The sequence below is a fragment of the Lysobacter sp. CFH 32150 genome (assembly GCF_022758295.1).
Taxonomy (GTDB): Bacteria; Pseudomonadota; Gammaproteobacteria; order Xanthomonadales; family Xanthomonadaceae; genus CFH-32150.
This window is the reverse complement of the sequence record NZ_JALDWJ010000009.1, coordinates 210,447-230,605: the sequence shown is the minus strand read 5'-3', so window position 1 is coordinate 230,605 and position 20,159 is coordinate 210,447. Positions and strand designations below refer to the sequence as shown.

General features: G+C 61.3%; 27 protein-coding genes. 22 read left to right on the top strand and 5 right to left on the bottom strand.

The genetic code is table 11. The features are described 5' to 3' along the window. Nucleotides 1–139: 139 nt before the first annotated feature. From MO486_RS13930 to aqpZ, 18 genes are all read left to right on the top strand, one after another. Nucleotides 140–427, top strand: a complete 288-nt coding sequence (locus MO486_RS13930; RefSeq protein ID WP_242908938.1) for a DUF2277 domain-containing protein — start codon at nucleotides 140–142, stop codon at nucleotides 425–427. 404 nt (nucleotides 428–831) lie between these two features. Beyond that, nucleotides 832–1,221 carry a hypothetical protein gene (locus tag MO486_RS13925; RefSeq protein ID WP_242908937.1) on the top strand — a complete coding sequence of 130 codons (390 nt, stop codon included), beginning with the start codon at nucleotides 832–834 and terminating at the stop codon, nucleotides 1,219–1,221. Nucleotides 1,222–1,279: 58 nt separating this feature from the next. Continuing rightward, the gene (locus MO486_RS13920) at nucleotides 1,280–1,783 is read left to right on the top strand and encodes a hypothetical protein (RefSeq protein WP_242908934.1); all 504 of its coding nucleotides are present in this window, start codon (nucleotides 1,280–1,282) and stop codon (nucleotides 1,781–1,783) included. Between the two features lie 612 nt (nucleotides 1,784–2,395). Beyond that, nucleotides 2,396–2,755, top strand: a complete 360-nt coding sequence (locus MO486_RS13915) for a hypothetical protein (RefSeq protein ID WP_242908931.1) — start codon at nucleotides 2,396–2,398, stop codon at nucleotides 2,753–2,755. A 90-nt stretch (nucleotides 2,756–2,845) separates the two neighbouring features. Next, complete coding sequence (locus tag MO486_RS13910; RefSeq protein ID WP_242908929.1) at nucleotides 2,846–3,547, top strand: alpha/beta hydrolase; 702 nt, start codon at nucleotides 2,846–2,848, stop codon at nucleotides 3,545–3,547. Between the two features lie 1,212 nt (nucleotides 3,548–4,759). After that, the gene (locus MO486_RS13905) at nucleotides 4,760–5,146 is read left to right on the top strand and encodes a VOC family protein (RefSeq protein WP_345779218.1); all 387 of its coding nucleotides are present in this window, start codon (nucleotides 4,760–4,762) and stop codon (nucleotides 5,144–5,146) included. 74 nt (nucleotides 5,147–5,220) lie between these two features. Then, nucleotides 5,221–5,637: a hypothetical protein gene (locus MO486_RS13900; protein WP_242908927.1), complete on the top strand. Its 417-nt coding sequence runs from the start codon at nucleotides 5,221–5,223 to the stop codon at nucleotides 5,635–5,637. A gap of 55 nt (nucleotides 5,638–5,692) precedes the next feature. Further along, complete coding sequence (locus MO486_RS13895; RefSeq protein WP_242908925.1) at nucleotides 5,693–6,073, top strand: hypothetical protein; 381 nt, start codon at nucleotides 5,693–5,695, stop codon at nucleotides 6,071–6,073. Between the two features lie 136 nt (nucleotides 6,074–6,209). Beyond that, nucleotides 6,210–6,686 (top strand): GNAT family N-acetyltransferase, encoded by a 477-nt coding sequence (locus tag MO486_RS13890; RefSeq protein ID WP_242908923.1) that lies wholly within the window; start codon nucleotides 6,210–6,212, stop codon nucleotides 6,684–6,686. 93 nt (nucleotides 6,687–6,779) lie between these two features. Beyond that, entirely contained in the window at nucleotides 6,780–7,334 is a 555-nt protein-coding gene (locus tag MO486_RS13885) for a hypothetical protein (RefSeq protein ID WP_242908921.1), read from the top strand. Between the two features lie 36 nt (nucleotides 7,335–7,370). Further along, nucleotides 7,371–7,859 (top strand): N-acetyltransferase, encoded by a 489-nt coding sequence (locus MO486_RS13880; protein WP_242908919.1) that lies wholly within the window; start codon nucleotides 7,371–7,373, stop codon nucleotides 7,857–7,859. Beyond that, nucleotides 7,856–8,371 (top strand): group II truncated hemoglobin, encoded by a 516-nt coding sequence (locus MO486_RS13875; RefSeq protein WP_242908917.1) that lies wholly within the window; start codon nucleotides 7,856–7,858, stop codon nucleotides 8,369–8,371. The genes MO486_RS13880 and MO486_RS13875 overlap by 4 nt, the downstream gene beginning before the upstream one ends. 57 nt (nucleotides 8,372–8,428) lie before the next feature. Continuing rightward, nucleotides 8,429–8,812, top strand: a complete 384-nt coding sequence (locus MO486_RS13870; protein WP_242908915.1) for a VOC family protein — start codon at nucleotides 8,429–8,431, stop codon at nucleotides 8,810–8,812. Then, the gene (locus MO486_RS13865) at nucleotides 8,799–9,482 is read left to right on the top strand and encodes a lysozyme inhibitor LprI family protein (protein ID WP_242908913.1); all 684 of its coding nucleotides are present in this window, start codon (nucleotides 8,799–8,801) and stop codon (nucleotides 9,480–9,482) included. Before MO486_RS13870 ends, MO486_RS13865 begins: the two co-directional genes overlap by 14 nt. Next, on the top strand, nucleotides 9,479–10,153 hold the full coding sequence (nfi, locus tag MO486_RS13860) for a deoxyribonuclease V (protein WP_242908911.1): 675 nt from the start codon (nucleotides 9,479–9,481) through the stop codon (nucleotides 10,151–10,153). The genes MO486_RS13865 and nfi overlap by 4 nt, the downstream gene beginning before the upstream one ends. A gap of 59 nt (nucleotides 10,154–10,212) precedes the next feature. Beyond that, complete coding sequence (locus MO486_RS13855; protein ID WP_242908909.1) at nucleotides 10,213–10,590, top strand: hypothetical protein; 378 nt, start codon at nucleotides 10,213–10,215, stop codon at nucleotides 10,588–10,590. Nucleotides 10,591–10,601: 11 nt separating this feature from the next. Then, the gene (locus MO486_RS13850; protein ID WP_242908907.1) at nucleotides 10,602–11,462 is read left to right on the top strand and encodes a pirin family protein; all 861 of its coding nucleotides are present in this window, start codon (nucleotides 10,602–10,604) and stop codon (nucleotides 11,460–11,462) included. 118 nt (nucleotides 11,463–11,580) lie between these two features. Next, nucleotides 11,581–12,294 carry an aquaporin Z gene (gene aqpZ, locus MO486_RS13845; RefSeq protein ID WP_242908905.1) on the top strand — a complete coding sequence of 238 codons (714 nt, stop codon included), beginning with the start codon at nucleotides 11,581–11,583 and terminating at the stop codon, nucleotides 12,292–12,294. An 89-nt stretch (nucleotides 12,295–12,383) separates the two neighbouring features. On the opposite strand, the gene MO486_RS13840 is transcribed toward aqpZ, so the two are convergent. Then, nucleotides 12,384–13,256, bottom strand: coding sequence for a pirin family protein (locus MO486_RS13840; protein ID WP_242908903.1), 873 nt, complete (start codon nucleotides 13,254–13,256; stop codon nucleotides 12,384–12,386). Between the two features lie 97 nt (nucleotides 13,257–13,353). After that, entirely contained in the window at nucleotides 13,354–13,971 is a 618-nt protein-coding gene (locus MO486_RS13835; RefSeq protein ID WP_242908901.1) for a methyltransferase domain-containing protein, read from the bottom strand. 91 nt (nucleotides 13,972–14,062) lie between these two features. Between MO486_RS13835 and MO486_RS13830 the strand changes: the two genes are divergently transcribed. After that, nucleotides 14,063–14,587, top strand: a complete 525-nt coding sequence (locus MO486_RS13830) for a DUF6491 family protein (protein ID WP_242908899.1) — start codon at nucleotides 14,063–14,065, stop codon at nucleotides 14,585–14,587. Between the two features lie 5 nt (nucleotides 14,588–14,592). Here the strand turns inward: MO486_RS13830 and rlmKL are convergent, their stop codons facing one another. The 3 genes from rlmKL to MO486_RS13815 form a co-directional block, all read right to left on the bottom strand. Further along, nucleotides 14,593–16,752: a bifunctional 23S rRNA (guanine(2069)-N(7))-methyltransferase RlmK/23S rRNA (guanine(2445)-N(2))-methyltransferase RlmL gene (rlmKL, locus tag MO486_RS13825; protein ID WP_242908896.1), complete on the bottom strand. Its 2,160-nt coding sequence runs from the start codon at nucleotides 16,750–16,752 to the stop codon at nucleotides 14,593–14,595. 2 nt (nucleotides 16,753–16,754) lie between these two features. After that, nucleotides 16,755–17,279, bottom strand: coding sequence for a hypothetical protein (locus tag MO486_RS13820; protein ID WP_242908892.1), 525 nt, complete (start codon nucleotides 17,277–17,279; stop codon nucleotides 16,755–16,757). 71 nt (nucleotides 17,280–17,350) lie between these two features. Continuing rightward, nucleotides 17,351–17,854: an MOSC domain-containing protein gene (locus MO486_RS13815; RefSeq protein ID WP_242908890.1), complete on the bottom strand. Its 504-nt coding sequence runs from the start codon at nucleotides 17,852–17,854 to the stop codon at nucleotides 17,351–17,353. Nucleotides 17,855–17,894: 40 nt separating this feature from the next. Between MO486_RS13815 and MO486_RS13810 the strand changes: the two genes are divergently transcribed. From MO486_RS13810 to MO486_RS13800, 3 genes are all read left to right on the top strand, one after another. Then, complete coding sequence (locus MO486_RS13810) at nucleotides 17,895–18,485, top strand: N-acetylmuramoyl-L-alanine amidase (protein ID WP_242908887.1); 591 nt, start codon at nucleotides 17,895–17,897, stop codon at nucleotides 18,483–18,485. Between the two features lie 346 nt (nucleotides 18,486–18,831). Further along, the gene (tesB, locus tag MO486_RS13805; RefSeq protein ID WP_242908880.1) at nucleotides 18,832–19,755 is read left to right on the top strand and encodes an acyl-CoA thioesterase II; all 924 of its coding nucleotides are present in this window, start codon (nucleotides 18,832–18,834) and stop codon (nucleotides 19,753–19,755) included. Nucleotides 19,756–19,758: 3 nt separating this feature from the next. Beyond that, nucleotides 19,759–20,157 (top strand): pathogenicity-like protein, encoded by a 399-nt coding sequence (locus tag MO486_RS13800; protein ID WP_242908879.1) that lies wholly within the window; start codon nucleotides 19,759–19,761, stop codon nucleotides 20,155–20,157. Nucleotides 20,158–20,159: the final 2 nt, after the last annotated feature.

The window sequence follows — 20,159 nt, the reverse complement described above, 5'->3', positions numbered from 1 at the left end:
TCAAGCCGAAGTCGCTTCGCGGCTCGGCTTAGTCGAGGCGTTAGACCTCGTCTACGACCGCAATCGCGTCCCCCTCAATCAAGTATTCCGGGTTGGACAAATTCAAGCATTAGGCGTAAATCGAGTGTTGGAGGTGTTTATGTGCAGAAATATCAAGACGCTGTACAACTTCGATCCTCCAGCAACTGGAGATGAGATTCGTGCCTCGGCATTGCAATTCGTTCGCAAATTGAGCGGCTTCAATGCGCCCTCGAAAGCTAATGAAGCAGCGTTCAATGAGGCGGTGAGGCAAGTCACGCTGGCAGCGACAACGCTTATCGACTCGCTCACCACATTCACTCCGCCAAAGAACCGAGAAGTCGAGCGCAACAAGGCTGCAAACCTTTCAGCTAAGCGCTTCGGTGCGAAAGGTTCGCTTAACAACTAAATCAAGGCGAAGCCGCTTCGGCCCGGTTTAACTCAAACGTTGGGCGCTGGAACAAATCCATGGGCTCCGACCACTCAACCAACAACGCTGCATCGATCGCAAAGCGCCCTTGGCTGACGGGCGCTGCTTGTTGGGTTTCTTGTCACGACCGCGACCTATCTGTCAGCCTTAGTCTGCGGCGCTGCGGCGCTGCGCCGCTGCACAGCTTCACGCTGCGGTCGTAGTGTTGGCGTGGCCCACTTTCGTCCTCACTCGGTTGATGCCGGCGGGCGAGCCTGTGACTACCGGTTCGTCTTCAGATCCTTGGCTTCCGCTCGTGGGCGTCGCATTCGGGTAGCTCGTTTACTCCGTTGCTTCATTCAAGCTCAGACGTTAGCGGCACCCACTTTTCATGGATATCTGAAATGCAGACATACATGCTGATCGCAGGGATGCTCCTATTGATCATTGGGGCTGTTCACTCAGTAGGGGGCGGGATCCTGATCTTTCGTCACCTACGCACCAGTGGACTCGCCCCAACGATCGCTCCCCCGCCGCTGAAAGAGCGGAACATCCGAAATTTGTGGGCGACCTGGCATATCGTCACTGTCTTGGGCTGGGCGTTTGGGTTTGTCCTGTTGCGGCTGTCTCGCCCCACTGATGAGCAGACTCTTCGCATGCTTCTAGAGATCATCACTGTCATTGCATTCTTTGCCAGCTCACTGCTTGTGCTCATTGGCACCAAGGGCAGGCACCCTGGATGGATTGGCCTACTCGGAGTCGCGGCACTGGCATGGGTGGCAAGTGCCGCCTGACAATTCATTCAAGCCGAAGCCGCTTCGCGGCTCGGCCTAGTTCAGGCGGTTAGCCGACATGCCAGATCCTCGCTCCCATTTCGCGGCTCGCTATCGTCTTGATGGCAGCGAGCGCTACTTCATCTGGTACACCGACGAGAAAGACGGTGTCCTTCTTGCGCTCGCCGGGCGGCTCGCGACATTTCCTGACCTTCCTGCCGTCGTGCAGTTCCTTTCCCAACGCGGCCTTGTCCTAGAGCCAGAACAGTCTGGTATTTACGACTTCGATCGGCTCACCGATTGGCTTGGCCAACCAAATGCCGAGACACTTGATTGTCTGACCATGCTGAACACCTGGAACATGCTGGCTGACATCGCACGCTCCCTTTCTCTCCCTATGCACGGAGCCAAGGAGTCGCTTGATGTGTATGACAAACTGTTCTGGGGTTCCAATATTCCGGCCGTCACACCCGCGGGGCAGAAGTTCAATCCGGACTGGTCTGCCAGTGAGATTGCAGCCCTTGCCCGCGTACTCTCTTCCGGCCTGGCCAATGTCCGCGAGGCTGCTGGATATGCCGGCTAACAAGCCTGGTGGCCGTCCAAACTTGAGCTTGAGGCCTCGTTTACATTCTTTCAATGTAAAGCGGATGCTTCTCCTGATTTCACATTCATCGGCGCCAAAATGGCGGGGATGCGCCGGCTACACTGACGCGCGTATGCCCGCTGGAAATCCACTCAAGCGGATGCCGCTTCGCGGCTCGGCTCAATTGAGGCGTTAGGCGCCATATCGAGATCATCGTCGTGCGAACCGCAAATCTATTCGCTTATGCAGAAGCACCTTTAGAGGGTGAGCGCTTCGAGACATTGCTCACTCACAAGAACCTCGTCATCGAGCGCATCGTCAGTTCTGCTGCAATAACTCCTACGGAATACGTGCAAGCCCAAGACGAATGGGTTGTGATGCTCCAGGGGGAAGCAACCCTTGAGGTGGCCGGTGAGGCGATCAAGCTCCATTCCGGTGATTCTCTATTCATGCCAGCCGGCACACCACACACTGTGAGGCGTGTCTCTCAGGGCGCTCTCTGGCTGGCAGTTCACCTGCATTGATCGCTGGCGTTACGAGGCTAGGATGACGCCCAACAATTCATTCGAGCCGAAGCCGCTTCGCAGCTCGGCTCATGTCCACACTTGCAGGTTGCTGACCATGAAGAATGCCTTGAAAAAATTGATCGACGATCTGGATGCAGTGGCTGTCGAGCACGAGGAAGTTAGCGATACCGACGTGAGGGAACAGATGTACGACGCCGTACACAAGAGTTTCATCGCACCTCGACCCGGCTTTTCTCTTCCAGAGTCGTTTGGGATGTTTAGCGACGAGGGCGATCGAAAAGTTCTCATTGCTATCCGCGAGTTCCTCGCTGCTCCCGGCCTAGCTGCCGCAGCGGCAGCTCTTAAGACACCGGAAGCTCGTTTGGATGCATTTCAAGACATCGATGTTCAATCGGATGCTGGCAACGCGTATGACTGGTATTTCGGATACTCAGACGCACCGTAGTCCATAGCAGGCCTGTTGGGATGGGCCTAACAATTCATTCAAGCCGAAGCCAATTCGCGGCTTAGTTCAGGTGTAGCACCCAAGATCAACATGACCGCGCTCGTAGTGCTCCCAGGCCTAGATGGCACGGCAACCCTGCATTCCGCTTTTTCGGATGCCGTCGGTACAGCATTTGATTCAGTTGCCGTCATTTCGTACCCACCGGACCGGTCCCTCGACTACACCGCGCTTGAAGAACTTGTCAGAGCTGCATTGCCTTCTGTTGCGCCGTTTGTGCTCCTTGGCGAATCATTCTCGGGCCCCATCGCGCTTTCCATTGCCGCAAACCCGCCGTCCAATCTTGTCGGGATTGTCCTTTCTACAACCTTCGCAGAGTCGCCGGCCCCGCTTTTTTCCCCGTTTGCATCATTCACACGCCTCGCACCGGTTCGGACCCTGCCGTTGCCTTTGCTGTCCTGGTGGCTGCTTGGCCGCTGGGCCACACCACAACTGGAGGCGGCGCTCCAAAGCGCATTGCTCACCGTCACGCCTGCAGTTCTGCGGTTCCGGGCTGCTACCGCTCTTCGGGGCAAGGCATTAGCCAGCTGTCGCTCGGTTACTGTGCCCGTTCTTCACCTCCGGGCCACTGACGACCGACTGCTTTCGCGCCGTGCCGGCAGGCAGATTGCCTTGGCCATCCCGCACTGCACCACCGCAGACATTGCAGGGCCTCATCTGTTGCTACAAGCTGTGCCACAAGCTTGCGCCCGTGCCGTCAGTGAGTTCGCAACTCGGCTAGGTGCCAACAAGTAAAGCAAGCAGAAGCCGTTTCGTGGCTCGGCTAAATTCAGACGTTAGGCATCGCAGTCAAGGACTTTGGCTCTTGAATACTCGAACCCAATTGAGCCTATATGTGCCTGATCCTACGGTCAGTTTGCTTGAGTCAGTCCGCCAGACTCTGGATCCTATCCAGAGCAACCTAATCCCTGCCCACGTGACGCTATGCAGGGAAGATGAGCTTGCTCCATTGGATCATCGCACCCTCACTTCTCGGCTTGCGGATTTCCCCGCCGAATCGGTAACCCTGTGCTTCGGAAAGCCTGAGCGCTTTTATGAGCACGGAGTCCTCTTGCCTTGCATCGCCGGGGAGCATGAGTTCACGTCTCTTCGGGAGCATGTTCTTGGCTCTCGTACCATCAGGCGCCAACCCCCGCACATCACTTTGGCGCATCCACGCAACCCAAAAGCTGCTGGAAACAGCCTCGCCAAAGCGGGTGTACTCCCTGAGGTAATCTCCGTCTCGTTCACCAGCGTCAATCTCATTGAGCAAACGGGCGTCACACCTTGGCGTGTACTTGGCACTTTCGACCTCCATGGTGCGCCGCCTAACAGTTCATTCAAGCCGAATCCGCTCCGCGGCTCGTATTGATTCAGGCAGCAGACCGATGAATGCGCCATGTGGTGAGCACGTCAGACAAAGTTGAAGGCAAGGAGCTATATGTCGCATCCGCTAATCTTCCCTATGACGGCACATGTTGCGCTAGCTGCTTTCCTTTACGTGCTACTTACCATCGCGCGAGCTCCGTCCATTTGGGGTGTTGGCCGGCTTCCTGATGGCAGCAATCCGTGGACAAAGATTGAACCTCGCATCAGCGCCAATCTCTCGAATCAGTTCGAATGGCCTGTATTTTTCTACGCGGCGTGCCTGATTCTTTCTCAGCATGAGACGGGACGCCTCGCGCTAGTGCTCGCATGGATCTTTGTTGGTGGACGTTTGTTGCACAGCTCCGTCCAGATTTTGACAACCAGCGTTCGACTTAGGGGCGCCGTTTTCACAGTGAACTTCATTGCCGTCTTGGGTCTTTGGGCAATGGTTCTATTTGCTGCACTAGAGGGTTCATAGTTCGATGAGCTATCAGAAGCGTCAGCGACAAAACAATCATTCAAGCCGAAGTCCGCTTTGCGGCTCGGCTTAATTCAGGGCGCACCTGCGAGCTAATCGCAGTCACAGTAATCGGAGATCAAATGTCAGGCCCAGCGGATTCTGGTCTTTTCATCTACGCAAAGGACATTTTGCGTGTTGCCGCCTTCTATGAGTCGATCCTTGGTATGGCCAGACGGCACGCCACCTCCGATTTGGTCGTACTCCAAGGTAGCGGGCTGCAGCTCGTCGTTCATGCGCTGGCACCAGAGATTGCGACCGCCGTTGCCATATCCGATCCACCGATCCCACGCGACAACGCAGCGCTCAAGTTCTTCTTTACTGTCCCAAGCCTTGCTTCGGCCAGAAAGATAGCTCCTGCCCTTGGGGGTGTGGTGCTCTCTCAGGAATACTCTGGCCGGGGGTTTCGCGCTAGCAATGCCGTAGATCCCGAGGGCAACATCTTCCACTTGCGTGAGAGTGCGTCCTAAGAATTCATTCAAGTCGAAGCCGCCTAGCGGCTCGGCCCAAGTTCAGACACTAGCTGCCAAGGAGACAACGTCGCGTGCGCATCATTACTATCCTCATACTTGCTTTTGCATTAATGCCTCAAAGCGCAGTCGCGCAGCATGATTCAGGGGCTCGCGCTCCGTTTGTTGTCGAGCACACGTATTGGATCAAACCCGGTAAAGAGCTGCAGTTCATAGGTTTGTTCGAGAAGAGTCGCGTTCCACTTCTGCGCGCCAAGATTAAGGAAGGCCGCGTACTATGGGTGCGCTTGTCCAGGCCGCACTTCAACGCTATCAATGAGCAATGGGATCTTCGGGTTACTGTCGCTTGGCGCGATGCGGACAGCGCCGTGGAGCGAACTCCCCAAGCAAAGGGACAACTGGCCATGGAACAGCAAATCATGGAAGAACTTATTATGGAGCGCACCGACGTACCAATTCAGGAGTGGAGCCTCAACGACGTTGGTGCCTAACAATCCATTCAATCCGAAGCAGCTACTCGGCTCGGCTTAATTAGGCGTTAGTCCCATGAAGCAAAGGATCGCACTCGTTGCAACTCTGCTGGCTCTGGCGAGTCAGCCCACCATCGCGTCGCAGACGGCCTGCACGTTTTCTGGTGGCAAGGAACCTCAGTACTTCGAGATGGAGTTCATCGGCTACAGCGACGCCAATCCGTTGATCGTCTTTAGTTCATCAGAATTCGCGTCCGGCAAACGTGTCACCCTGAATCCCACTCATTACGTTTTGAAGCACTTCAGCCAATCAACGGCGACGATCAATCTGGCATTTCGTAATCCCGGGAACCGCATGCTGCCTCCATCATTCAGCCTCCTCACAGGACATGATGGTCGTGATCAACTCAAGATGGGCTCCACGGTCGTCGACGGGGAGCTCAAATGCGACTATTGAATGTCCGTCGGATGGGCCTCCGAAGCCGCCTCGCGGCTCGGCTTGATTGAGGCCATTGGCATACTTATCGCGGGCTAACAACTCATTCAAGCCGCAGCTGCTTCGCGGCTCGGCTTAAGCCAGACGTCAGGTGGCCATGTCAGGTTCGATCACCCTTGTGGCAGTAGAGAGCCAAGAGCAGGTTGAGTTGGCGCGTAGGCTCTTTCGTGAGTATGCGGATGCGATCGGCGTGGACCTTGAATACCAGGGATTTACCGCCGAGCTAGAGGCCTTGCCGTTGCCTTACGTACCGCCGTACGGAGCATTGCTCTTTGCGCAGATCAACGGCGACACGGCTGGCTGTGTTGCTCTTCGGCGGCTCAACGACGAGACCGGTGAGATGAAGCGACTGTACGTGCGCCCAGCATTCCGTAGCTGGGGGCTGGGCAAGCACCTCATCGAGGCCGCCATTCAAGCGGCTCGCCGTGCTGGTTACATTGCCCTCAGGTTGGATACGCTTCCCAGCATGGCGGCAGCTCAGGGGCTTTACCAAAAGCTCGGCTTCACCGAGATACCCGCGTACAACAGCAATCATTTGCCAGGCACGCGATTCTATGAGCTCAAGCTGGCCTGACAAATATATCCAGGCCGAATCCGCTTCAGCGGCTCGGCCGAGTTCAACCCCACACCAACCATCTCGCGACCTATGCCAAACAAGCTCTTCCTAATGTTGTTGCTCGTTGCCCTTTCATTCCCCTTATGGGCCGATAACGTGGAACTGTCGCAACTGGCCGCGGAAGACCAGGCAGTTCGCACCGGCAGCAATGACCCTCAGTCCGATGACGCGCGTCGAGAACATGTACTTAAAATCATCGCGACTGGCGGTGCGGTTACCGCACAGGACAAGTTCAACGCTGCGCTCGTCCTGCAGCACACCGGGCTAACCTTCTGCGATGGACAGCTCAAGAGCCTCAGCGCCGAGAATTACCTGCTCGCGCATTTCCTGTTCAAAGAGGCCATGGATGGCGGGATCAAAGACGCGACCTATCTAGCTGCAGCCTCGATTGATCGCTACCTTAGCTTTAGCAAGGGCTATCAGCGCTATGGGACCAACCGCGTGATAGACCAGGCAACTGGTCGGGAGATGCTGGTGCCCATCGACCGGAGCGTCACGGACGAGGATCGAGCGCTCTACGGAATCCCGCCCTTGCATGAGTTGTTGAAGCAGCATCCCGAGCAGCGCGAGGTACCAGCGGTAGAGAAACAGCAGGCTGGCGGCTGACAATTCCAAGCCTCCGCAATGTTCACGGAGCTCTTCATGCAGATCAGGCAAGCCAGCGAATCCGATCTTGATGCAATGTGGGATATCTTCCAGTCCGTCATCGCTACCGGCGACACTCTGCCGTTTTCTGGATCGCTCGACCGGGACACATTCCATGCGCACTGGTTCGGCGCACATGCCGCTTACGTTGCGACGGCGGATTCTGTTGTTCTTGGCATGTATAAGGTCGGCCCCAACTACCCTGACCTCGGTTCACACATAGCAAGCGCCACGTACCTTGTCAGTCCGTCCGCTCAGGGGAAAGGCATTGGCCGAGCCTTGGTCAACCACAGCATCGCGCAAGCTCAAAGCAACGGGTTCATCGCCATGCAGTTCAACTACGTGGTGAGCACAAACACCCTGGCCCTGAAACTCTACGAGAAACTGGGCTTTTCCATTGTTGGCACCCTTCCCAAAGCTTTCCGCCACCAACAACTCGGCCTTGTTGATGCGCATGTCATGTATCGAGATCTGCAAGATGCATGAATACCCCAATCAAACCCACCCCATCCCACCATAACGTTGCCATGCCAAACAAAAGCGTTCCGACCCTTTACGAGTGGCTAGGCGGCATTGATGCCCTTGGCCGTTTGACAACGCGGTTCTACGAGCATGTCAAGAACGACTTGTTGCTGAGGCCTGTCTTCGCGCACATGGGCGCAGACCATCCCAGTCATGTTGCCGCATTCCTCGCAGAGGTTCTTGGCGGTCCGCAAGCGTACTCAAAACAACATGGCGGTCACCCGCACATGATCCAGCAACACCTGAACCGCCACCTCACTCAGGACCAAAGGCGGCGCTGGGTGACCTTGCTGCTGGAAACCGCGGATGAACTTTCCATGCCTGATGATCCAGAGTTTCGCTCTGCACTGGTTGGCTATTTGGAGTGGGGCTCACGCCTGGCGGTGATCAATTCACAGCCGGGCGCCACCGTCGACCAACATGCGCCAATGCCCAAGTGGGGTTGGGGCGAGGTCAAAGGTCCATACACCGGCTGACCTGGCGGGAGCCGCATCGTGGTCCCGCATGCGCAGTCCAGCACGAATGGAGGCACCATGCTCGACCATATCTCCATCCCTGTCGCGAACATCGAACGTGCGGCTGCCTTCTACGATGCCGTGCTGGCGACGATCGGCCTGAGCCGGCGTAAACAACGTACCGACGCGATCGGTTACGGGCCGGACAGCAGGCCGGCGCCCATCTTCTGGATCCTTGAGCAGGATGAAGGCAGCGCACGCGCCGGTGTCGGATTGCATATCAGTTTCCAGGCCGCGCAACGCACGGACGTGGATGCCTTTCATGCAACGGCCTTACGCCGCGGTGGCCGCGATGCGGGGGCGCCGGGATTGCGCCCTCAGTACACGATGCCGTTCTACGGGGCTTTCATTTACGATCTGGATGACTTCAAGATCGAGGCGGTGTGCCGTGCATCCGAATAAGGTTTCCTTGATCGTCGCGACCATGCTGTCCACCGTGGCCTTCACGGCCACGGCCGCCAGTTTTCCGTGCGAACGCGCGACCACCAAAGTCGAACGCATGGTCTGTGCGAATCCGGAACTGTCGACCTTGGATGAGCAGCTTGGACGCTATTACGCCGCGGCGAACGTGGAACTCGGCAGTGGCGCGGGTTGCCTGCGCGATGATCAACGACAGTGGCTACGGACGCGCGATGCCTGTCACGACGGGCAATGCCTGCGCAACGCGTACATCAATCGACTGGCCGAACTGGACGCACTGCAGCCCGGCGCGACCGCGATCAAGCAGATCGAGCTGCCTGCGGTGCCTGCGCTGGTCTGGGTCATTCCCGCCGCGCTGGACACGATTGCCGCGCCCCCGGTGTCGAAAGCGTCTTCGTTGCAAGCGCGCGGCCGGGTGATCAATGAACTCGAGACCGGCGGCGGCTACGTGCTGCGTACCGATAACGGCGAGCGGCTGCCATTGGTGCTGGACATGTTCCTGGAGCCAGGCACAGCGACCACGCTTGAGGCTTTGGCGCGCGAGGATGCCTGGTTTCTCGCCCGTGGTCATGAAGCCCTGGATCATGGCAAGCGCTACTTCGAATCCAGTCGCTGCGTATTCCTGTATCGGCTGCCCGCCGTAACGCGATGAGCGACGCATTCCCGGGTTGGGACGGTACCATCGCCGGCGCACGCGTTCTGCAGGAAGAGCTGGCGCAGCGCGTCTTGTTGCGTGACGGCTATACGAAGCCGTTACGTACCATCGCTGGGTTCGACGTCGGTTTCGAGGACGAGGGCAAGACGACTCGCGCTGCGGCCGTGCTGCTGGATGCGACGACGTTGCAACTACTCAGCGCGCAGTTCGTCCGTGTCGCCACATCAATGCCTTACGTGCCAGGCCTGCTCAGTTTCCGCGAGCTGCCAGCGCTGCTGCGCGCGCTCGAGTTGTTGCCGCAGGAGCCGGATCTCGTGTTCGTCGATGGCCACGGCATCGCCCACCCGCGTCGACTCGGCATCGCGGCACATTTCGGCGTCGCCACAGGATTGCCGAGCATCGGCGTCGCAAAAAAGGTCCTGATCGGTGAAAGCGCTGCCCTGCACCAGATTCGCGGCGCCTATACGCCACTGCGCGATGGACGCGAACAGATCGGCTGGATGTTGCGCAGCAAACCCAACTGTCTTCCGTTGGTCGTTTCGCCAGGACATCGCGTGGCGATGGCGTCCGCGGCCGATCTGGTGATGCGATTCGTCACCACGTATCGCTTGCCGGAGCCGACGCGCCTCGCCGACCGGCTTGCTTCACACCGCGATGAAGCGCATTGAGGTGCACTCATAGCGATGGCGGCGTAACCTGCACGCTGTGCACGCGATGGAGGCCTGCGATGAATCGTCTTGCATCCATGTTGTTACTCGCCGTCGCCATGCTGGGCTGCGCCAGCGGCGGCACGGCCCGCAGTGTTGCCCTGGGACAACCGTTCACGTTGCAACCTGGCGAGCGCGTATCGCTGCCCGGTGATGCCTCGCTGCGCTACCTCACTATCGCAAACGATTCGCGCTGTCCGCCCGACGCACAGTGCATCCGCGCCGGCGACGCCGACGTGCTGTTCGAATTCACTCCTGCCGGCGGTACTACCGGGAGAATTACCTTGAACACCGAACGCATGACCTCCGCCTCCATCGGCGCGTGGCAATTGCAACTGGTGACACTGGAACAGGGCGATGCGCCACGCGCAACGGTGCGGGTCGACGAAGCGCGTTAAAGTCGCTTCCCATGACAACAATCATCGCTCCACGCGTACATGACCTCGGCGGATTCCAGGTGCGTCGGGCGGTGCCGTCGATCCAGGCACGCAGTGTCGGCCCGTTCGTATTCGTCGACCACATGGGACCGGCCGTATTCGAACCCGGCCGCGGTATCGACGTACGCCCGCATCCGCATATCGGCCTGGCCACGGTGACGTTCCTGTGGGCCGGCACGATCACCCATCGCGATACGCTGGGCAGCGTGCAGGACATCAATCCCGGCGACGTCAACTGGATGACGGCGGGACGTGGCATCGCCCACTCCGAGCGCACGCCGCAGGACCTCCGTGGGCAGCCGCACCCGGCACACGGCATGCAGACCTGGGTGGCCTTGCCGAAGGCGCATGAAGAAGCGGCACCAGAGTTCTTCCACCATCCAGGTGCGACGCTGCCCCGCATCGAGCGCAACGGTGCCTTGTTGCGCGTGATCGCCGGCCGCGCTTATGGCGAGGAATCGCCAGTGCGCGTCTATGCCGACACCTTGAACGTCGCACTCGATCTCGACGCAGGGGCAGAGGCCGACCTCGATGCGTCGCATGCCGAGCGCGCGTTGTACGTGCTCGCCGGCGACGCACAGCTTGATGGCGTCGACATCCCGCCGCAGCACCTGGTGCTGCTCGATCGCGGCACCACGCCCCGGCTGCGAGCGAAGTCGCCGTTGAAGGCGATGCTGCTGGGCGGCGAACCACTGGATGGACCGCGCCACCTGTGGTGGAACTTCGTGGCCTCGTCGAAGGAACGGATCGAACAGGGCAAGCAGGACTGGCTCGAGGGTCGCTTCGGCCATATCGCCGGCGAGACCGAGTTCATCCCGCTCCCGGATCGTTGACACGAAGCGCGGCTGCGGTCGCGTTTAACGCAATTCGAACAACCCCGCGACACCGATGAACTAGCGTCGCTGCGGGCTGCCTTGCGCGGCCCGTCAATCAACCTTTGGGAGAGGAAGGATGATCAAACGACTTGCGGCCGAGTTCCTCGGCACGTTCTGGCTGGTGTTGGGCGGTTGCGGCAGCGCAGTGCTGGCTGCGAAGTTCGGTGGTGACGGCAATCCGCTCGGCATCGGCCTGCTCGGCGTGTCCCTGGCATTCGGCCTGACCGTGCTGACCGGCGCTTACGCCTTCGGCCATGTCTCGGGCGCGCACTTCAATCCGGCGGTCAGCATCGGTCTGTGGGCCGGCGGGCGTTTTCCGCTGAAGGACCTGTTGCCCTACATCGTGGCGCAGGTGGTCGGGGCGGTCTTCGCCGGCTGGATCCTGTTCCAGATCGCCAGCGGCTCCGGCACGTTCGCGATCGATCCGACTGCACCCGGCACGTTCGCCAGCAACGGTTACGGCGCGTTGTCGCCGGGCGGTTACACCGTGGCTGCGGCCTTCCTGTGCGAAGTGGTGCTGACCGCGTTCTTCCTGATCGTCATTCTCGGCGCCACCCATGCACGGGCTCCGGCCGGATTTGCGCCGATCGCGATCGGCCTGGCGCTGACCTTGATCCACCTGATCAGCATTCCGGTCACCAACACCTCGGTGAATCCGGCGCGTTCGACGGGCGTGGCCCTGTTCGCCGGCAGTGGCGCGATCGGACAGCTGTGGCTGTTCTGGCTGGCGCCGATCCTTGGCGGCTTGCTGGGCGGCGTGATCTACGGGTGGCTGGGCAAGGACAACTAGTAAGTCCACCACAGCGAAACGCAAACGGTCAGGTCGCGAGACCTGGCCGTTTGTTTTCAGGAACGATCGAAGCCTAGTAGCGGCCTTCCCTAGAAGCGGCCTTCCTGATAGTCGACGAACGCTTGCATGATTTCCTGCTTGGTGTTCATCACGAACGGGCCGTAGCGCGCGACCGGCTCGTGGATCGGCCGCCCGGCAACCAGGATCAGCCGTGCGCCGACGTTGCCGCCACGTACGGCGAACACATCGCCGCCACCAAGCACCGCGAGCTCATGGGTCTCCAGCGCTCGTGCATCTTCGCCATCACCGATCGTCGCCGCGCCTTCGAACACATACGCGAACGCGCTATGTCCCGCCGGCAACGTGTATAGCCACTGCGCGTTCGCGTCCAGTGCGATGTCGAGATAGAGCGGATCGGTCGCCGGCTGCACGATCGGGCCGCGCACGCCCTCGCCTTTGTCGGTATGCACGTCGCCAGCAATCACCTTGACGCTGACGCCCTCGCCCACCTGCACTACGGGAATCTTGTCGGGTGCGAATTCCTGGTATTGCGGTGCATCCATCTTGTTGCGCGCAGGCAGGTTCACCCACAGCTGGAATCCGCGCATGCGGCCTTCCTGCTGCTCCGGCATCTCCGAATGCACCACGCCGCGGCCGGCGGTCATCCACTGCACGCTGCCGGGCACCAGCAGGCCTTCGTTGCCGTGGTTGTCCTTGTGGCGCATGCGTCCGTCGAGCATGTAGGTGACGGTCTCGAAGCCCCGATGCGGATGCGACGGAAACCCGGCGAGGTAATCGTCGGGCTGGTCGGTGCCGAATTCGTCCAGCATCAGGAACGGATCGAGCATGTCGAGCTCGGGCGAACCGATGACCCGGGTCAGCTTGACCCCGGCGCCGTCGGACGCGGGGCGGCCGCGCAGCTTGCGGGCGACGCGGGCAAAGTCGGTGGTCGTGGTGGTCATGCGCCCTCCCGGGCAAACATTGCGAAGCCGGAAAGATCGGGCCGGGACGGGCCGCACGCCAGCGCCGTGGATGGAACGCAGGGTTGCGTGCGGGGGGTTACGACGGGGTGGAGGCCTCGCGGCCAGCCTGCATGTACACGTACACCGTCGCCGGCGGCACGTTGCGCAGCACGAACTCGCCGCGCCGCACCTGCAGGTCCAGAGCACGCGTCACTTCTTCGGCTACCGGAGGTTGCGGACCGTACGTGAACTGGATGAATCGTCCGCCCTCGCGCAGACAGGCGAAAGCCGCGGCGAGGATCTCGCCCTGCGTGTCGCGCGGCATCGACAGCAACCCGAGCCCGGACACGATCACGTCGACCGGGCCAGCATCGAGGAAACCGCAGCGCCCAGCGATGTCCTGCAAATCACGGGCATCGCCTTCGACGATCAGGACTTCCGGGAAGCGGGCATGCAGATGCGCGTGCAACTCTTCGTTGAGCTCCAGCACTAACAGATTCCTGGGGACGATGCCCGCACCGAGCAGGGCGACGGTGATCGCTCCCGTACCGCCGCCAAGTTCGATCACCCGTCGGGTGCCGGCAGGTAATTCAGCGATCATCGCCGCCGCCAACTCAGCGCTCGAAGGCACGACGGCGGCCGTGCGTAACGGGTTTTTCAGCCATTGCCGCAGCAGGGTCCAGTGCGGGCGCGACCGTTTGATCGGGTTTGTCATGTGAGCATCATGGACCGGGAATTATTCCAGCTGCGTTAAGTCCGACGGGCGGATCGTATCCGGGTCAGGGTTGCACCTGCGGAGATCCTCCATGAAAACCTCATCCGTATTCCTGTTTGCAACCACCCTCTGCCTGGGCACCGGTATCGCCGGAGCGGCCGGTCCGCACGCTCCGCTGCGACCGGTCGGCGAATGCATGGTGTCCCGTAACGTGATGGACTGGGGCGTGGTGGACAACCGTCGCCTGGTGGTCAAGACACTGGGCAGTCGCTACTACGACATCCAGCTGAGCCATAGCTGCCGCGACCTCAACCGCCGGCCGTTCCTGTCGTTCAGCGATGGCATGCAGCAGCTACCACTGGGGTCTGGACGTGGTTGGCGCCGTGGCATCGGCGCCGATCCGGTCACCACCGATGGCCGCATCTGCGGCGACATTGGCGACTCGGTGGTACCGCACAGCGCGCTGTGGACCGGCACTGAAATCCCCTGCCGTATTTCCAGTGTGCGCCGCATCGACAAGCGCGCCTTTGAAGGCGTGTTCGGCAAGTCCTCGGAAGAGGCGCGCCGCATGCTGGATTCCAGCCCGACGGTGCAGCGGACCACAGCCTCGCGCTGACGCCCTTACTGCGACCGCTTCTGCAAACGCCACGCGCGATGGATGCGCGCATCGCGGGCGAAGTCCGGCGGGATGGTTGCCGGCGTGATGTCCTCGCAGGTCGCGAACTCGGCAATCGCGTCGGCATCGATTCGGAAACGGCGGAAGTTGTTCGAGAAATACAACGTGCCGCCCGGCGCGAGTCGCGCGACGGCGGCGCGCAGCAGCCTGAGGTACTCACGTTGCACGTCGAAATCGGCGGCGCGGGCGGAATTCGAGAAGGTGGGTGGATCACAGAAGATCAGGTCGTACTCGCTGCGATCGCTGTCGAGCCAGGTCATCGCGTCGGCCTGCACCAGCCGGTGCTTGGCGCCGCCGATCCCATTCTCGCGCAGGTTGTCGGAACACCATTGCAGGTAGGTCGCGGACAGATCGACGGTCGTGGTCGAGCGCGCACCCCCGACCGCCGCGTGCACGCTGGCCGCTCCGGTGTAGCCGAAAAGGTTGAGGAAGCGGGTGTCCTCCGCTTCTTCGGCGATGCGCAGCCGCAGCGGGCGGTGGTCGAGGAACAGACCTGTGTCCAGGTAATCGAACAGGTTGACGCGAAGACGGACATCGCCTTCACGCACAACCAGGAATTCGCCGCGCTGGTCGAAGCGTCCCGCTCTTATATGTGCATATTTGCTGCCGCCCTTGCCGATGCTGCGGGTCTTCAAGGCGATGCGCTCCTTCGGCAGCGCAAACACTTCGCGTGCGGCAGCCAGCACTTCGTTGAGGCGACGACGGGTGATGTTCTCCGGAATCTCTGGCGGCGCGGCGTATTCCTGCACGTGCAACCAGACTTCACCATCGGGGTCGGTCGTGTAGACATCAATCGCGGCCGCATACTCGGGTAGATCGGCGTCATAGGCACGGAAACAGGTCACGTCTTCTCGCTCGCGCCAGGACTTGAGCTTCTTCAGGTTCTTGCGCAGTCGGTTGGCGACCATCTGCGCGCCTTCGGACAGGGCCAGCTGCTCGTCCGCGCTGCGTTCGCGCTGCGGCGTCGCGACGGGTTCGCACACGATCAGTGCGCATTCGATCGCGCCATTGAAGAGCTGGTAGGTCTTCTTGGCTCGCAGGCCGGTGGCGTGGGCAAGATCCGCATCGCCACAAAGCAGGCTGGCGCGCCAGGCGGGCACGGTGCGTTTCAGCGCATCGCCGAGCGCACGGTATAGCGCCGGGTCGGCGGCTAGGCGGGCGTCGTAAGGCGGATTGCAAACCACGAGGCCGCGCGGGTTGTCCTGCACCGGGATGGCGGAAACATCATGTGTATCGAAACGGATCGCATCGACGACACCAGCTGCGGCAGCGTTCTCGCGCGCGGTCCGGACCGCGTGCGGATCGAGATCGCTGGCGTAGAACACCGGGCGCAATGCCGCGCGCCCTGCCTGCTCGCGTGATTGTGCTTCGGCGACCAAGGCCTGCCATGCCGCTGCATCGAAGCCGAGCCAGCGCGTCGGTGTCATCCCGCCATGCCGCAACAGGCCAGGCGCCACGTCCGCCGCCATCAATGCGCCTTCGATCACCAGGGTGCCGCTGCCACACATCGGATCGGCCAGCGCGCCTCCTTCGGCATACAGCTGCGGCCAGCCGCCACGCATCACCACGGCAGCTGCAAGGTTCTCTTTCAGTGGCGCCTCGCCCTGCGCGCGCCGCCAACCGCGGCGATGCAGAGGGCCGCCACCGAGGTCGACGGACAGCGTTGCCCGTCCTTTGCGCATCACGAAGTTCAAACGCAGGTCCGGCGCTTCGACATCGACATCTGGGCGCGCACCGGTCTTCGCACGCATCACGTCGACGACGGCGTCCTTGATCCGTTGCGCGGCGTAGCGCGCGTGTGTGATCGCGGTGCCGGAGACATGCGCATCGACTGCGAGCGTGTGTCCTGGGCCCAGATGCTCCGGCCATGGCAACGCGGCGACGCCGGCATACAGGGCGTGCTCATCGGGGCAATCGAATTCGGCCAACGGCCACAACACCCGGCTCGCGAGGCGCGACCAAAGCACCGCGCGTTGCGCATCGGCGAGCGTGCCCTCGACATTGGCGCCGGCCATCGTGGCGGTCGCTTTCGCGCAACCCAATGCGATCAGCTCGTCGGCCAACAGGTATTCGAGGCCTTTGCCGCAGCTGGCGAAAAATTTCATGTTCAAAGCGAGGCCAACAGTGCGGCGAATGTTTCGGCACTGGCATCGACATGCGCCGACAAACGATGGCTGTCGTCGACCAGCAACAGCCGCGCCCGTCGTGTCTGCGCCCACGCGACCACGTCAGCGGCGGGAATCAGCTCGTCGCCCCAGCCGTGGATGATGCTGGTCGGTATGCGCGCGGCATCGATCCGATGGGTCACATCCAGTGTGATCGGCGGTGCCATCAGGAACAGCCCCGCAACCGGAACCTGCAACGAGACCCGTCCGGAGATCCACGCCCCGAGGCTGGAACCGGCCAGCACCAACGGCGCGCGCCCCGCCGCTGCTTGTGCGAGCGATAGGAGTCGTTGCTCGCGCGCAGGCACGTCCCCGAGTTCACTGACTTCACGCTTCGCATCGAGATCGGTGAAGTCGGGGCGTTCATGTGTCCAACCCAGCCGCTCGGCCACGTGCGCGAGTGCTGTGACCTTGGTGGCGTCGGGACCACTTTCAAAACCGTGGGAGAGGATGCAGTGGCCGCGCATGGGGACTCGTATTCCGTTCTTCTTAGTAGCGTGCGTTGCGCGCACGGCCTGGTATCGCGTGCGCCACCCCGTTATGGGTCGGCAAGCGCAACGACTGCGTCACCACGGCGGATCGTGCCGCCTTCGAGGATGCGCGCACACAGCCCACCGTGGCCACGCATCGCGTTGTATCCGCCATCACCAAGCGCAGTTTCCATGCGCGAACAGGGATCGCAGGATTCTGTGCCTTCCAGCAACACCTCGCCGATACGGAACCGACGGCCCTTCAACGCCACCAGCGGCAATCCGGACACGACGATGTTGCGACGAAGGATGGCGGGCTGGACTTCGTCATGCCCCGACAGCGCCGCGATCACCGACAGGTGTTCGGCCTGGATCAGCGTGATGCCCCGCTCGCCGCTCCCGGCGGTGTAGCGATCGCCGACCAGGCCAACGCCGGCGACGGCGACGGCTTCATCGACCTCGTCCATCGGCACGTCGCGCCGCGGCCGCAGACCGATCCACACCACGCGCCCGGCGCGGGGCAGCGTCGCCATCAGTTTGCCGAGCGCGGAGTCGGCGGCAGGCAGGGTCATGGGCGGCTCCGTAACGAGAGCGAATGTTAGCATCGGCCGCATGTTGCCCGACCTGTCGCCATCGCCCGTCATCCACGATCCGCTGCCCTACGAAGCGCGCCTCGAACCCCGCCCGGCGGCGCAGATCGACCTGGTGGTGATCCACTGCACCGAGCTACCGGACCTGGCCACGGCGCGCGAATACGGCGAGCGCATCCTTTACGAAGAACGTGCGGATGGCAGCGGTGGGACCGGCAACAGCGGCCACTACTACGTCGACCGCGACGGCACCGTGCTTCAGTACATCAAGCCCGAACGTATCGCCCACCACACCCGAGGCTACAACCCGCGCTCGATCGGCATCGAACTGGTCAACACCGGCCGCTTCCCGCATTGGCTGGACTCGAACCATCAGGCGATGGACGAGGCGTACACCGAAGCGCAGATCGATGCACTGATCGCATTGCTGCAACGCCTGCAGACCGACTATCCGACCCTGAAACTCATCGCTGGACATGAAGACCTCGATACAAACGAGGTCGAAGCCAGCGACGACCCGACGAAGAAAGTGCGGCGCAAACGCGACCCGGGCCCACTGTTTCCATGGCCGCGCGTGCTCGATGCAGTGAAGTTGCAACGCCTGACGCCATGATCGCTTTGTTTGAAGCCTTAGCGCTTCTAAGAAAGCAACGATAGGTAACGATCCCCATAACCCGTAGGGCGGCGCACAGGACGTGCGCCGTTTTTCGACCGAGGCAGGATGCCGAGTCGAAAAATCTCCGTGACCTCCACGCCGCGCGCTGTGCTCTTCCCGAGGAGGCCATTTCTTTTGGTTACTTTTCTTTGGGCCAGCAAAGAAAAGTGACCCGCTGCGCAGCAGTGGAATGCTCTGCTTGAGCAAAGTCACTGAAACCCCACCTTCGCGGAAATAGCGAGCAAGAGCCAAGGCTCAAACCCCCGCCGGTATACTTGCCACCAGGCCTGAACGACACCCCCGCATGACCTCCCCCGTCTCCGAACTGATCGAACTGCTCTCGCTCGAACGCCTCGAGGACAACCTCTTCCGCGGGCAGAGCCGCGACATCGGCACCAAGTACGTGTTCGGCGGCCAGGTGCTGGGGCAGGCCCTGTCGGCAGCGCAGGCCACATTGAACGAACCGCGCAGCGCGCACTCCCTGCACGCCTACTTCCTGCGCGCCGGCAACATCGACGCGCCGATCGTCTACGACGTCGACCGCTCGCGCGATGGCGGCAGCTTCTCGGTGCGGCGCGTCACCGCGATCCAGCATGGCCAACCGATCTTCGTGTTCGCCGCTTCGTTCCAGAAGGACGAGCCCGGTTCCGAACATCAACTGTCGATGCCGGCAGTGCCACAACCCGAGGATGTCGAACCTGCCTCCGCGGTACCGCCGGAAGTGATGGCAAAACTGCCGACCAAGATCCAGCGCTGGCTGACGCGACAGGGCCCGTTCGAGTTCCGCCACGTCTATCCGCGTGACGAGCTCAGCCCACCCAAGCGGCCGCCCTATCAGCAGGTGTGGTTCCGACTCGCCGAAAAAGTCGACGACGCACCGGAACTGCATCGCGCGCTGCTCGCCTACGCCTCCGATTTCTACCTGCTCGGTACCGCGACCTTCCCGCACGGCATCAGCTACTACCAGCCGGACGTGCAGATGGCTTCGCTCGACCACGCGATGTGGTTCCACCGCACGTTCCGCGCCGACGATTGGTTGCTGTACTCGATCGACAGTCCCAGCGCGACCGGAGCGCGTGGCCTCGCCCGCGGCATGATCTACGACCGTCACGGCCATCTCGTCGCCAGCACCGCGCAGGAAGGCCTGATCCGCATCAACACCGATGGCCGCCGGCATCCGATCAGCGACACCGCCGCTGCTGCGACGCCAGCGCCGGGTAGCGAGTAAGCCATGCGCCAGGTTTTCACCAGCCCCAGGCTCGAGAACGTCGAAGGCATCGCCAAGCTGTTGCGCGACGAAGGCATCGAAGTGCGCATCACCCACGGCCGCTCGTACAAAGGTGCGATCCGCGGCAACTTCAACTATCGCGATTCGCTCCGCAAAGGACCGCAACCGGCGGTGTGGGTGGTGAAGTCCGAAGACCAACCGCGCGCACGGGAAATGCTGCGCAACGCCGGCTTGCTCGAGTCGACCCGCACTCCGGGCACCGACAGCTTCCTCGCCCCGAGTGTCCACGAAGCGAGCGACAAGACGGCCACTCCGCAGCAGCGCGCGTTCCGGATCAAGATCGCGTTGCTGATCGGCATCAGCGTCGCCCTGGTGCTGGCACTCTCCCGCGTCTTCGGTTAAAC

Coding starts and splice junctions, on each gene's coding strand:
- MO486_RS13895 (WP_242908925.1), top strand. CDS start 5,693: ATGAAGCAAAGGATCGCACTCGTTGCAACTCTGCTGGCTCTGGCGAGT.
- MO486_RS13925 (WP_242908937.1), top strand. CDS start 832: ATGCAGACATACATGCTGATCGCAGGGATGCTCCTATTGATCATTGGG.
- MO486_RS13850 (WP_242908907.1), top strand. CDS start 10,602: ATGACAACAATCATCGCTCCACGCGTACATGACCTCGGCGGATTCCAG.
- MO486_RS13885 (WP_242908921.1), top strand. CDS start 6,780: ATGTTGTTGCTCGTTGCCCTTTCATTCCCCTTATGGGCCGATAACGTG.
- MO486_RS13875 (WP_242908917.1), top strand. CDS start 7,856: ATGAATACCCCAATCAAACCCACCCCATCCCACCATAACGTTGCCATG.
- MO486_RS13855 (WP_242908909.1), top strand. CDS start 10,213: ATGAATCGTCTTGCATCCATGTTGTTACTCGCCGTCGCCATGCTGGGC.
- MO486_RS13905 (WP_345779218.1), top strand. CDS start 4,760: ATGTCAGGCCCAGCGGATTCTGGTCTTTTCATCTACGCAAAGGACATT.
- MO486_RS13890 (WP_242908923.1), top strand. CDS start 6,210: ATGTCAGGTTCGATCACCCTTGTGGCAGTAGAGAGCCAAGAGCAGGTT.
- MO486_RS13820 (WP_242908892.1), bottom strand. CDS start 17,279: ATGCGCGGCCACTGCATCCTCTCCCACGGTTTTGAAAGTGGTCCCGAC.
- tesB (WP_242908880.1), top strand. CDS start 18,832: ATGACCTCCCCCGTCTCCGAACTGATCGAACTGCTCTCGCTCGAACGC.
- rlmKL (WP_242908896.1), bottom strand. CDS start 16,752: ATGAAATTTTTCGCCAGCTGCGGCAAAGGCCTCGAATACCTGTTGGCC.
- MO486_RS13910 (WP_242908929.1), top strand. CDS start 2,846: ATGACCGCGCTCGTAGTGCTCCCAGGCCTAGATGGCACGGCAACCCTG.
- nfi (WP_242908911.1), top strand. CDS start 9,479: ATGAGCGACGCATTCCCGGGTTGGGACGGTACCATCGCCGGCGCACGC.
- aqpZ (WP_242908905.1), top strand. CDS start 11,581: ATGATCAAACGACTTGCGGCCGAGTTCCTCGGCACGTTCTGGCTGGTG.
- MO486_RS13840 (WP_242908903.1), bottom strand. CDS start 13,256: ATGACCACCACGACCACCGACTTTGCCCGCGTCGCCCGCAAGCTGCGC.
- MO486_RS13930 (WP_242908938.1), top strand. CDS start 140: ATGTGCAGAAATATCAAGACGCTGTACAACTTCGATCCTCCAGCAACT.
- MO486_RS13835 (WP_242908901.1), bottom strand. CDS start 13,971: ATGACAAACCCGATCAAACGGTCGCGCCCGCACTGGACCCTGCTGCGG.
- MO486_RS13880 (WP_242908919.1), top strand. CDS start 7,371: ATGCAGATCAGGCAAGCCAGCGAATCCGATCTTGATGCAATGTGGGAT.
- MO486_RS13870 (WP_242908915.1), top strand. CDS start 8,429: ATGCTCGACCATATCTCCATCCCTGTCGCGAACATCGAACGTGCGGCT.
- MO486_RS13830 (WP_242908899.1), top strand. CDS start 14,063: ATGAAAACCTCATCCGTATTCCTGTTTGCAACCACCCTCTGCCTGGGC.
- MO486_RS13815 (WP_242908890.1), bottom strand. CDS start 17,854: ATGACCCTGCCTGCCGCCGACTCCGCGCTCGGCAAACTGATGGCGACG.
- MO486_RS13920 (WP_242908934.1), top strand. CDS start 1,280: ATGCCAGATCCTCGCTCCCATTTCGCGGCTCGCTATCGTCTTGATGGC.
- MO486_RS13800 (WP_242908879.1), top strand. CDS start 19,759: ATGCGCCAGGTTTTCACCAGCCCCAGGCTCGAGAACGTCGAAGGCATC.
- MO486_RS13810 (WP_242908887.1), top strand. CDS start 17,895: ATGTTGCCCGACCTGTCGCCATCGCCCGTCATCCACGATCCGCTGCCC.